Genomic DNA, 11,731 nt, shown 5'->3' with positions numbered 1-11,731 from the left:
GACGGGTTCCCTTCCAGCGTCGACCCGCCCTCGCGGCAACGCAACCCCCTGGGAGGGCGGATCCCGCCCGGCCACGGCGGGTCACGCGCGCCCCGGGCCGTCGGCGATGCGCTCGACCTTGAGAGGCGGACTCTTCGCGGCGTCATCCGGCGCCGGCCCCACGCCCCGGACCTCTCCCGGACCGACTCGACCCGACCATCGCGGCATAGCGGCCCGAGAGCGCCATGAGCTCGGGGTGTGAACCTTGTTCGACGATTCTCCCCCGGTCCATGACGATGATCCGGTCGGCGTCCCCGATCGTGGCGAGGCGGTGGGTGATGGTGATCGTGGTACGTCCTTCGGCGAGGGTCTCCAACGCCTGTTGGATCAGCCGCTCCGTGTGCGCGTCCATGGCGCTGGTGGCTTCGTCCAGGACGAGGACGGGTGGGTTGCGCAGCATCGTCCGAGCGATCGCCAAATGCTGGCAGGAAGCCGCATCCCAATGACACCGCGCCCGCACATCACAACCTGCCGGCCCGACCGACGCGCCGATACTGCACGCACCCTGCGCGGTGCCCGAGGCCGTCTCGAACGACCGTCCCGCCGCTACCGGGCGAGCAGGGCACTGACGGTCTTGCCGCCGCCCTCCCGACGTACGACAGCGGTGGCACGGGCAAGACGGTTGACCATGGGCCAGCCGAAGCCCCCGGCGCCGCCGTCCAGGTCCGGGGTCCGCATGCGCGGCAGCCACGAGCTGCGGTCGTGCACGGCCACCTCCACACCGTCCGCCTGCGCGGTCAGGTCCAGAGTGAACGTGCCGCCGCCATGGCGCAGGGCGTTGGTGACGAGCTCCGAGACGACGAGAAGCACCGTGTCCGCGGCCTCCGGCGCGGTCGCCGGGACGAGGCCGTCGAGGAACCCGCGCGCTCTCGCGCGCGCGGCCGCGACACACGAGGCCGAACCGAGGGCCGCGACCTCAACGCTCACCATGCCCATCATTCACCTACTTCCTGCGTCGCCAACCCCGCTCCGTCCTGCCCGAACCTTGTGCCCCGCCACGAGCGCACCAACCCCGCCACGATCACCCCGCTGCCCACGCCGGTCCCCCGCATCCGCCCGTTCCATGCGCGTGAACGGTTTGCTCGTTGCACCTGCTGACGTTGCGGAACGGGGTCGGGCGCTGAAGGAGATCGACCTGCTGTAAGCGATCGGCATCGAGGAGGATCCGGAGCTGTGCCGAGGCGAACTTGCGAGCCCTCGGGAATGAATCCCAGGATCTCTCGGCTGTCGATCAAGCCGGGGTGAGCACAACTGCCCGGCTCCATATGTGTGCAGCTTTGAGGGAGTGTCAGCAGCATGTCCGTTACTCAGCCTGCCGCCGAGCGCGTGCGTGTCTCCGCGGAACCCGACTGGTACGAGTCGGCCGGTATATCGCTCGGCGTCCGAGTCGGGAACTTGGTCTTCACGTCGGGGCAGGCGCCGATTGATGCCCAGGGGGCCACGGTCGGCGCGGGGGACTTCGAGACGCAAGCCCGTCAGGCGCTCGCGAATCTGTCGACTGTCCTCACCAACGCGGGCTCCAGCCTCGGCGAGGTAGTCAAGGCGACCGTGTTCGTCACCGACATCGCGCAGCAGGACATCTTCGCCAAGTTGCGCGCGGAGCACTTCCCGGACAAGCCCCACCTCGCGGAGTCGTTCGTGGAGGTCTCCTCACTCGCCAACCCTGAGTGGATGATCGAGATTGAGGCCATCGGACTCGTCCGGTGATCCTGGCTACTTACAGGCTCTTCGGCGAGTTCAGGAGCCAAGCCACAGGCGCATTGCCGCGCCGGTCACGGTGCCGTGAGAGATGTGGGCCCTCTTGTCGAACCCCGTGGCCACCGCCCGGAAGTTCTTCAACGCGCTGATCGTCCATTCAACTTCGTTCCTGCGCTTCGGAATCGCCTTGTCGAAGGCGGCGGGCCGGACGCCCTGCTGCCGCGGCGTCGGCGGTTGGCCCGCTGGTTCTTCGGTCCGGGGATGGTGTGCTTGATCTCGCGTCGTCACAAGTCGCGACGGATGCGGCGGGACGAGTACGCCTTGTCGCTGCCGAGGTGGTCGGGCCGGGTCCGCGGATGCCCGCCACCCAGGCGACTGACCCGAATGCGTTGCACGACCGGGACGAACTGTGGGGCGGCGCCCCACTGGCCTGGAGTGATCAACATGGCCAGAGGGCGGCGCCCGCCTTCACTCGCGAGGTGGATCTTGCAGGCCAGGCCGCCCCGGGGCCCGCAGAACAGCGCGTGCGCCTTTCCCCGCACTCGCGGCGCTGTTCTGCGGGCCCCGGCGGCATGCCGGTGGGCCCGGCAGGAGGTGGAGTTCCACGGTGAACGACCAGAACTCACAGGGCGGAACCATGTCGCAGTTCTACCGGTGGGAGCGGGTACTTGACGGCGACCCTTCAGGGCGCGGGTTGTAGCCTGACCCGCCCCGAGGGCCCGGTCCGAAGCCTTGGCACGGTTCGGGCCCACAGTCCGGCGGGTGGCCCGCTGAATCCCTCATCTGGAGCCAGTTGCGAGAGGAGCGCCCCGTGCCGACCGACACCCCGGTCCTCGTGCACGTTTCCGATCGATCCTTCGGCCTGCTGGACACCGGCCTTATCCCGGTCGGCCCTGAAGACGACTACTCCAACGGTCTGGTCATCACCATGACCTCAGGTGCCCGTATCCACACCGGTATCCACACCGGGCCGGCGCGTGCGTACGTCACCGTTCTCACCGCCCGCCCCGACGACGGGAAAGGCCCGGACCCGCGCTGGAGCGAGGTCGTCGAGGCCAGCGTCCACGCCCCGCGCGGGAATCTGCGCGTCGACTCGCTGTCCGACGGCCCGGTGCCCGGACTTCCCGTTCTAAGCGCGCAGGGCCCGGGCTGGTACCGCCTCCTCGTCAAGGCCCGCGGCCGGGACACCGCACCCGACAGCGTTGTCAGCGAACCCGTCGAGGACTACGAGATCACCATCTGGCCTGAGCCGCCGTCCCGTTCGCACATCATCCAGACCCAGGATCAGTGCGGTCACGGCTTGAGGCTGGCAGCCGGCCGCTACCCCGCACCGCCGCCCCGAGCCCCCTCCATGCCGTACGGCAGTACGGCCGAGGAGGAACGACAGGCCGCCAACCTCGCGCGCCTTCGTGCCATGGGCGCCTCACCGTCCTCGGACCCGGACCCGGCCATGCAGCCGTGGAAGCCCATGCCGGACCAGCCCGCACCTCGGCCGCGCAACCCGGGGCCTACTATTTGAAGCCGTTCCACCAGGGCGAGAGCATGTGGGCTGAGCCACAAACGCGAACGCACGCTCCAAGCCCATCTCGCCGCGCAACGTTGAAGATCAAGATCGGCAAACAGGGCAACCCTGTGCGGCTGGTGATACAAGTCGCCTCACAGTCGACCGTTGGCGCCTACCGTCGGATTGCCGCGGTGTCAACGGCCGCCGGCGACCGGCACTGACCCACCCCCTTCCGGCCGGTGGAACGCCCGACGCAGGGAGGCAGTTCTGCCCGGTCGCTTGCTCAGCCTTGTTCCGGGCCGGTCGTCCTTGTCGGTGGCTTCGTCTACGGTCTTCCCATGCGTGATCAGCTGTCGATGCAACTGAAGGGAACTCAGGTGGACGGTTCAGGAGACGTGCGGGCGGCCTGGGCACGGTTCACCGCGTGGCTCGAACGCGACGACCCCGGGGTCGTCGCCGTCCTCGGCGGGCCGGGGGACTCGGAGGCCATCGGCCGGGCCGAGGTGCGCATGGGTCTGGCACTGCCGCCGGAGCTGCGGCAATGGCTCCTCGCACACGACCTGGACACCGGCTGGCGGGGCGAGCCCCGCGAGACCCTGGTGGAGCGGGGCTGCGACGTACCCGTTCCCGGCGGTCATCTCCTGCTCGGCTTGGCGGACATCGAGCGGGTCTACCTCCACCGGCTCGCCGTGGAGCGAATGGAACCCTCCGACGATCCGGACTGCCCGTCGTGGCGCCCGGAGTGGGTGCCGATCACGGCGGAGCGCGACGGCCTCTACGGGACGTTCCTCGATACGGCCAGCGGGACGGTCGGCAGGTGGGCCGAGTACGACCTGCCCGACGAAGGCGTCTACGCGTCGCTGTCCGCCTTCTTCCAGCAGGCGGCGGACGAGTTGGAAGGAATCACCACCGGTGACTGGCGTGGCCCCGGCGCGCCCGTGCGAGCCTAGCGCGACGCGCCCCAACCGGAGGACGAGGCGATACGCCACTGGACCCGCACTCACGGCATGGTTGTGAACGACGCTGCTGGCCCGGTGAAGCCTTGCCGCCCGTTGCCGAAAGCGACGGTCATCGCGTTATGACGCATGGACAGGAGCACGAGGTCGCCGCAGGGGACGGGGAGCCGCAGACGAGAGGGCACCAGCCGCAGCACGGCCGGGGTTGCCTGATCGGCCAGCAGGCAAGCCTTCTTGCTCGGCTCTCTGACATGCCTCCCGGGTTGAACTCTCGCGACCGCCGGCGGGATCAGTTGAGCAGGCCGACGGCACCCGAGGAGGTCCTCGGGCTCGTAGATGGCCGTGCGCGTCGTCGGTCCGGGCCGCGTTGGGTTGGGTCGGTCGAACCGCGGCAGCGCCTCGGCCTCGGCGTCGAACAGGGCGGTCCCGGAGCCGTATCGATCCGGTGGCACAGGGCAGTGCCCGGGTCTGACCGACCGCCTTCCGATGGCGCCACCCGGCTGGAGGACTTGAGTCTCCTGCTCTTGTCTACGGATCCCGGGCTGGGCGGCCCCGGTCTCGGCGTTCGGACCTGCGGAAATTCGTGATCACAGGTGGGTCACGTGATCTTCACAGCGGCCGCCTGGTGCCGGAGGCTGTCGCCGTGAAGAACGTCCTCTGGTCCACGCTCGCCGCCCTGTCGGCCACCGCCCTGTTCGCCGACGACAGGCCCGCCACCCTGCGGGTCCAGCTTCTCGCCCTGGCGGGCCTGGTGCTGTCCGCGCTGGCCACCCAGGCATGGGTCCTGGCCACCGCCCGCCTGCAGAGCAAGAAGATCGCCTACGTCAGTCTCGGGCGCGGCCAGATCCTGGCCGAAGTCGTGATCGGCGAGACCCTCGTCCAGTTGAGGAAGATCCCGGGACCGCTGGACGTCGCCTGGTTCGCGTGCCGGGCCCCGCTGGCGAGGCTGCGCGTGTGGCTCGGAACCGCCCTGTCGGTCGTCCTCCAACTCGCGGCCGGGGCCTGGCTCCTGGGCACGAGCGCCTGGCCCGTGGGCGCGGCCGCGATCGGCGCGACACTCGTACGGGTGGCATCCACCCTGCGCGGCCCCTTGGGCACCGGCCGAATCCTCCTCGTGGTCCCCTTCAAGCCGTCGTCGCTCCCGCTCAGCTCCTCCGCCGACGTCCGGGCCACGACCGCCGTCCTCCAGGGTCGTGTCGCGGACCTGCGCGCCGCCGTACCGGAACTGACCGAGCAGGACCGGCCGGATCTGGACCGCGGACTGCTCGCCCTCGCCGAGGGCCGCTACGCCGAGGCGGAGCAGTGGGGCCGCGCGGCCACAGCACAGGGCTGGTCCGACGGCCGCCACAGCGAAATCCTGCTGGTCAGCAGCGCAATCGCCGGCGCGGCGGACGCGGGGACGCTCCCGCGTGAGAGCTACCTGCCCCGCCTGAGCAGCGCGATGGACGCGATCGACGCCCCCAAGGCCAAGGTCGACCTCATGGTTCCCGCCAGCGCCGACCTCGCACGCTTCGAGGACCGGACCGACGACGCCGTCACCACCGCCAGACGCCAGCAGAACCGACACCCCGAACGCCTCTGGCGGGCCGAGGCGGCATGCACACTCGCCGGCGCACTTACCCACGCCGGACAGTTCGACCGGGCCCAGGACGCCCTCCGCCGCGCCCACCGACTCTGCCCCGGACTGGCCCGCACCGCACACATGGAACGGCTGCTCGGGGAAGCCCGGGACCGCGCACCCGCTGAGGTCACGCCCGCCACTCCATGAACCTCCGGGCAAGGCGCCCGGGTCGCGAGGAGATCGTCATGGGTACCTGGGACATCGGCCCATTCGAGAATGACAAGGCCGCGGACCTCGCCGAGGACAAGGCAGGCCGGCAGCCGCGTCGAGCGGGCACCCCGTCGGCCGGCCTCGGTCCATGGGCAGACCAGGTCGTGCAACCGCTCGGGCGAGAGTCTCGGTCGGCAGGACGAGGAAGCCGAAGCGGTCGTCCTCGCGGACCGTGTCCAGGTGGTCGACTGCGAGGCGCAGAGCATGGTCCGGGCGGTGGAGGCCGGTGGTGTCGTCGGGTAGGTGCTGGCTGTGCCACGGGGTGTGGAAGAGGTAAGCGTCGACGGGGGGAGGCTGGGGGCATCGGTGCCGGGGCGAGCGGGCTTGTCGAACGAACTCGCCCTCGGGCAGGGCCGGCCGAACCGACTACCTCCGCGGCCTCCGCATTGCCGTGCGGAGCACCAATGGCCGGACGGGGCCGCCGTTCTCGGGCACCACGTCCGACCTGGCCACAATCCTTCGGGTCAAAAATCCGGTTGCTCGCACGCTCGGCCGTGCCGCAGAGTAGGCGCATCAGCCAGACATCACCCGGAGAGGAACGTACGTCATGAGCAGCAGCCAGTCGTATCAGCGTTCCTCAAGCTCGCAGCAGAGCCAGGGAGATCCCTCCGCGCGGTAGACCGGCACCCGAAGTGCCTGGCCGTCCTCGGGGGCTCTCCCCCGCCAGGGCGGCTCTTCTCATGTCGCCTCGTAGTGCCGGATGGTGCAACTGGCAGCACGCCTGACTTTGGTTCAGGAGGTTCGGGGTTCGAATCCTCGTCCGGCAGCGCAGGTCCTGGAGGGTTGGCCGAGTGTAAGGCAGCGGCTTGCTAAGCCGTCGTCGGGTTCACGCCCGCGCGCGTTCGATCCGCGCACTCTCCGCGCGACACCCGAGCGGTTCACTGGAGGAGCCAGCCGACGGGTGGCGCCGGCCTCGGTCTTGAAAACCGTTGGGGTGCGCGAGCACCGGTGTGGGTTCGACCCCCACTTCCTCCGCCAAGGGCGAGCTGGGCATGGGAGAGCCCAAGGGTCTGTAACACCCCCGCTTCGGCTGTGACGGTTCGAATCCGTCCTCGCCCACCTTCCGTCGACGTCCCCGGAGCGAGGCCGGAAGCAGGGACACCACCCCACCGCCGGGGACCCGTGCCGGACGGTGTACGTCCGAGTCGCTCACACCCACAGTCGCTCCACTCGGCTCACGCACGCCCGGCCCGCCACTGGGCCGTGGACCCGTCGGGCGAGAAGTGCGGCCGCGACGGAACGCAGCGTTCTCTGAGGAATTCGGTCGGCGCTTCCGGGGCGGCGGTGCGGAGCGTGGGGACCGCGGCGGTTCAGGGCGTGAGGAGTGCTCCGCCCGCCGCCCCGCCCTCCACCCCCAGCCCGCAGGCCGGTGAGGCGGACAACGCGGCACACGACGGACGGGGTGCCACCGGAAAGGTCCACTCGCCGGTGCCTCCGTGCACCCGCGCGTAGTCGAACGGCTGCACCGCTGGCTAGAATCCGCCTGCCCACGAACTCCGGTGATCATCACAGGAATCGGGGGCATCAGACGAGGGGGGAACCATGAAACTGCTGCCATCGGGCAGCCACACGCGACGGGGACGGAGAAGTGCGGGCCCTACCGCACCGGCCGCCCTGTTGTTCGCCGTTCTGGTCGCACTGGTGGGCCAGAGCGGTCCCGCCGCCGCTGTGGCGCCGCCGACAGCCACCGCGGCGCCACAGGCGAGCGCCGCCAGGAGCCCGACCGCTCCGGACCCGACGGCGCCCAGCCCGACCGCTCAGAACGCGGCACCCGCCGAGGGCCCGACAGCCCTGCCGACGGTGGACCCGCAGGCCGAGACCCAGGCCGCCGCCCGGGAGCTGAAACAGGCCGACCCGAGCGGCCAGTGCCCGACGACCCTCACCGCCGGTGCGGTCGCCGCCTGCACTCTCGAACCCACGACGCCGGTGTCGTTCTCGTTCACGCTGCCCCAGGCCCCCGACCTGCTGTTCGTCCGGGTCCTCGCGACCTCGGGCTCGCTGAGCAAGGCCCTGCTCGGGCCGGACGGCGCCGAGGTGGCCTGCGACAGGCTGAGCGACTCCCAGTACGGAGCGATGCTGCGCTGCGCCACGACGCAGGCGGGCACCTACACACTCCGGGTCAGCGAGGAGTACTCCTTCCCGGTCGGCCTCTCGGTCTCGTACCGGACGCTCCTGGCGCCCGGTGCCTGCCGGGCGGTGAGCGCCGACGACCTCTCACTCGCCGCACCGACCGTCTTCCACGGCTCGCTGCCGACCGGATCCGCCGGCGACTGCTTCCTCGCCGCCGATCTCGCGGTCGGGGACCAGTTGCGCACCCACGTCACGGACTACCACGTGACCCGGTCCGTCTACGACGCCACGGGCCGCCGGATTTGCTCCGGCACCAGCAACTGGGACTCCTCCCGGCTGGACTGCACGACGGCCGGTCAGGCCCCGTTCCGGATCATGGCGCAGGACGGCTACGGCTCCGCGCAGACGTACGACCTCACCATGGCGCGGCTCGCCAGCACGCAGGACTGCGCGGTCGTGGAGCCGCAGTCCTTCGGTACCTCCCCGGACCCGAGCCCGGTCGCTCGCTGCCGCACGCTGCGCATCACCGAGCAGGCACCGTACGCCTTCGCGGCATTCACCACCGACGGCCGCCGCCTCACCGGTGAGCTGTTCGCACCCGACCGGACCTGGCTGAACGTCAGCTGCGCGCCGGGGGCGAACTGCGAGCTGTCCCCCGGCGACTACACCTGGATGGTCGACCCGGGCACCGCCGTCGGCCAGGCCTTCGGCATGGTCCTTCGCTCGGACAGGGAGACCCGGGGCTGCACCGCGGCCGGCGACACGGGAATGGTGTCCGGTCCCGTCGCCGGCACCGTCGGCGCATCGGGCCAGGCCCCCTGTCTCATCCTTCCCACCGCCACCGGCACCGGCCTCTACCTGCTCAACCGGCCCCCCGGGGACGTGGCCGGGGCCAACTTCACGGTGCTCGACGCGGCCGGCGTCAAGCAGTGCGAGAACCCGTTCGCGTACGGCGCCACGGTCTGCAAGCTGACCGGAACGGCGCCGTTCCGCGTCCTGCCGAACGGCGCGCCCGACCAGGCCTTCCAGTTGCTGGTACACCGCACCGGCGAGACGGCCGGCTGCACGGCCTGGCCGCGCAGCGCCTTCGACGGCGGCTGGGGCACGGAGGTCACAACCACCCAGGCCCTGCCACAGACCTGCTTCGCTCTGCCCGTCGACCAGCACAGCACCGCCGAGAGCATCGACTACACGAACACCACCAACACGGGCGGAGCCTCGCTGAAGGTGGTCGACCCGCAGGGCAACGTGGTCTGCGAGGGCGCGGCCTTCAGCTGCGCCTTCAACGCCGGGGCGCCCTACACGATGCTGCTGGCCGGTGCCCACGGTGAGACCTACAAGGTGGCCCGGCGGGACATCTCACCGACCGCGACCTGCCTCACCCCGAACGCCACCACGGTCGGCGGCCGGTCACTCCCACTGGACCTGAACGCGACGCTGGACGCCCGCTGCATCCGGCTCGACGCCGCCGCCACCGACAAGCTCTGGCTGAGCGCCCGGTCGACCGCCGGCCGGTACGACGCCACCGTGCAGCTCCAGGTGGCCGACGCCAGCGGCCGGACCGTCTGCGTGCAGTTCGGCTACTACTGCAAGGTCACCGGCTCGACCTCGTACACGCTGGTCGTGCTCGCGGCCGGCTACAAGGGTGCCCCGATCCACAGCGACGTGGACACCTGGAAGGTCGGTACAGCGGCCGGGTGGGCGCCGGAGTGCACCGCCCACCCGGTCTCGGTGGCGGGCTTCTCCCTGCGCGGCGGGGTGCTCACGGAGTCCTCGCCGGCGTACTGCGCGGTGGTCGACATGCAGCCGTCGCAGGCCTTCAACGTCGCCGGGACGTCCTCCGCACCGTCGATGGTACAGCCGCTCCTGGACCTGCTGGGGCCACAGGCATGGGAGGAGTCCAACCCCAGCTACTGGTGCGACGTCAACTACGGCGAATTCGCCGGCCAGTGCCGGGCCAACCCGGGCGCCGCCGCCGGACAGGCCCTCCTCGTGGTCTCCCCCGGCAAGGCCGCGACGCCCGTCGAGTACAGCTTCCAGGGGACGTGCGACCGCCGTTCGGGCGCCTGCGGAGGCCAGCCGAACATCCTCGCGCTGAACTCGATCAGCCCCGCCACCGGCACCGCCGGGACGCAGGTGCAGGTCACCGTGCGCGGGTACGGCCTCACCCTGGGCACCAAGCTCCGGCTGACCGGTAGCGGGGGCGACTCCCAGTACCCCATGAAGCCGCTCTCAGTGAACCCGGGCGGGACGGAACTGCACGCCCTGGCCTCCACCGCGGCGCTCCAGCCGGGGACGTACGACGTGGTGCTGGACGGCGCCGGGAGCGGCGGGCCCACCCTGACCAAGGCCTTCACGGTGACTCCCGCCCCGGTGCCGACCAAGGGCAGGTTCGTCCCGGTGCCGCCGTCACGGATCCTCAACACCGTACTCGGCGTCGGCGCGCCCGCCGGCCGGGTCGATCAGGGCGGCGTGGTGTCCCTGCAGGTCGCCGGTGCGGGCGGGGTCCCCGCCAACGGTGCGACGGCGGTCGTGATGAACGTGACGGCCGTCAACCCCACCCGCGACAGCGCCATCTCGGTGTACCCGAGCGGCCAGTCGGTGCCGGACCTGCCGACGGTCAGCTTCGCCGCCGGCCAGAACGTCACCAACCTGGTGACGGTCCCGCTGGCCAAGGGCAAGGTAGATCTGCGCAACGCCTGGGGCGAGGTCGACCTCGGTGTGGACGTCGTCGGGTACTACACCGACGGGGGTGCGGGCTCGCTGCTCAGCCCGGTCGACCCGACACGGATCCTGAACACCGTCTCGGGTGTTGGCGCGCCCGCCGGCCGGGTCGGCTGGGGCGGCGTGGTGCCGCTGAAGGTGACCGGGGTCGCCGGCGTCCCGGCCCGCGGCGTGACGGCGGTCGTGATGAGCGTGACGGCCGTCGACCCGACCCGGACCGGCTACCTCACCGTCTATCCGCACGGTGAGCCGGTGCCGGACGCGTCGGGCGTCAACTTCGCGGCGGGGCAGAACGCGTCGAACCTGGTGACCGTCCCGGTCGGGGCGGACGGCAAGGTCGACCTGTACAACGCTTGGGGCGAGGTGGACCTGGGGGTCGACATCGTCGGGTACTACGGCGAGACGGGCGCGACGTTCTCGCCGTCGAACCTCGTGCGGCTGCTGGACACCCGTGACGGCACCGGCGCCCGCGCCGGCGCCCTGGGCGGGGACGGCGACGTGGTCAGTCTGAAGGTGGCCGGGGTCGAGGGCGTGCCGCTGACCGGGGTGACCTCGGTACTGCTGAACGTCACCGTCGTGTGGCCGACCGACACGAGCTTCCTGACGGTCTACCCGCACGGGACGGGCCGCCCGGACGCCTCGAACATCAACTACCGGCCGGGAGAGGTGGTCTCCACGCTGGTGATGGTTCCGGTGGTGGACGGGAGGGTGTCCTTCGCCAACCAGTGGGGCGCCACCCACGTCGTCGCCGACCTGATCGGCTCCTTCTCGGCCTGACCTGTCGTCACGTAATCGCTGGCGCGCCGCCCGGGCCGGCGGGGGGGGGCCCCGCGGCGGGGCACGGGCCGGGCGAGGGGGGGGCGGGGGGGCGGGGGGGGGGAGGCCCGGGGGCCGGCCCCCCGCCACCGG

General features: G+C 71.1%; 7 protein-coding genes, 4 tRNA genes and 1 pseudogene. 9 read left to right on the top strand and 3 right to left on the bottom strand.

From position 1 onward, the window contains the following. Positions 1–142: 142 nt before the first annotated feature. Together ABT263_RS27865 and ABT263_RS27860 are read right to left on the bottom strand one after the other, a co-directional pair. Positions 143–439, bottom strand: coding sequence for a hypothetical protein (locus ABT263_RS27865; RefSeq protein WP_502885876.1), 297 nt, complete (start codon positions 437–439; stop codon positions 143–145). 146 nt (positions 440–585) lie between these two features. After that, positions 586–975, bottom strand: coding sequence for an ATP-binding protein (locus tag ABT263_RS27860; RefSeq protein ID WP_352294469.1), 390 nt, complete (start codon positions 973–975; stop codon positions 586–588). Positions 976–1,335: 360 nt separating this feature from the next. Here ABT263_RS27860 and ABT263_RS27855 point away from each other — a divergent pair, with 360 nt between their 5' ends. Then, positions 1,336–1,746 (top strand): RidA family protein, encoded by a 411-nt coding sequence (locus tag ABT263_RS27855; RefSeq protein WP_352294406.1) that lies wholly within the window; start codon positions 1,336–1,338, stop codon positions 1,744–1,746. A gap of 30 nt (positions 1,747–1,776) precedes the next feature. Here ABT263_RS27855 and ABT263_RS27850 read toward each other — a convergent pair. Further along, positions 1,777–2,357 (bottom strand): annotated as a pseudogene (locus ABT263_RS27850) (IS5 family transposase); the annotation flags it as partial. A gap of 191 nt (positions 2,358–2,548) precedes the next feature. Between ABT263_RS27850 and ABT263_RS27845 the strand changes: the two are divergent. From ABT263_RS27845 to ABT263_RS27810, 8 genes are all read left to right on the top strand, one after another. Next, positions 2,549–3,256 carry a hypothetical protein gene (locus ABT263_RS27845; RefSeq protein WP_352294404.1) on the top strand — a complete coding sequence of 236 codons (708 nt, stop codon included), beginning with the start codon at positions 2,549–2,551 and terminating at the stop codon, positions 3,254–3,256. A 323-nt stretch (positions 3,257–3,579) separates the two neighbouring features. Next, positions 3,580–4,191 carry an SMI1/KNR4 family protein gene (locus ABT263_RS27840; protein ID WP_352294402.1) on the top strand — a complete coding sequence of 204 codons (612 nt, stop codon included), beginning with the start codon at positions 3,580–3,582 and terminating at the stop codon, positions 4,189–4,191. Between the two features lie 649 nt (positions 4,192–4,840). Continuing rightward, a complete protein-coding gene (locus tag ABT263_RS27835; protein ID WP_352294400.1) occupies positions 4,841–5,965 on the top strand; it encodes a hypothetical protein in 1,125 nt (374 codons plus the stop codon). Between the two features lie 757 nt (positions 5,966–6,722). Further along, positions 6,723–6,795: transfer RNA gene (locus ABT263_RS27830), tRNA-Gln, on the top strand. Positions 6,796–6,805: 10 nt separating this feature from the next. Then, a tRNA-Ser gene (locus tag ABT263_RS27825) sits at positions 6,806–6,889 on the top strand. Between the two features lie 22 nt (positions 6,890–6,911). Then, positions 6,912–7,006 (top strand) — tRNA-Ser (locus tag ABT263_RS27820). A gap of 1 nt (position 7,007) precedes the next feature. Further along, positions 7,008–7,087, top strand: a tRNA-Tyr gene (locus ABT263_RS27815). 558 nt (positions 7,088–7,645) lie between these two features. Further along, on the top strand, positions 7,646–11,599 hold the full coding sequence (locus ABT263_RS27810) for a hypothetical protein (RefSeq protein ID WP_352294398.1): 3,954 nt from the start codon (positions 7,646–7,648) through the stop codon (positions 11,597–11,599). Positions 11,600–11,731 lie beyond the last annotated feature (132 nt).

The sequence above is a fragment of the Kitasatospora sp. NPDC001603 genome, assembly GCF_040298365.1.
Lineage (GTDB): Bacteria > Actinomycetota > Actinomycetes > Streptomycetales > Streptomycetaceae > Kitasatospora.
This window is presented reverse-complemented; position numbering and strand designations above follow the sequence as displayed.

Coding starts and splice junctions, on each gene's coding strand:
- ABT263_RS27865 (WP_502885876.1), bottom strand. CDS start 439: ATGCTGCGCAACCCACCCGTCCTCGTCCTGGACGAAGCCACCAGCGCC.
- ABT263_RS27860 (WP_352294469.1), bottom strand. CDS start 975: ATGGGCATGGTGAGCGTTGAGGTCGCGGCCCTCGGTTCGGCCTCGTGT.
- ABT263_RS27855 (WP_352294406.1), top strand. CDS start 1,336: ATGTCCGTTACTCAGCCTGCCGCCGAGCGCGTGCGTGTCTCCGCGGAA.
- ABT263_RS27840 (WP_352294402.1), top strand. CDS start 3,580: ATGCGTGATCAGCTGTCGATGCAACTGAAGGGAACTCAGGTGGACGGT.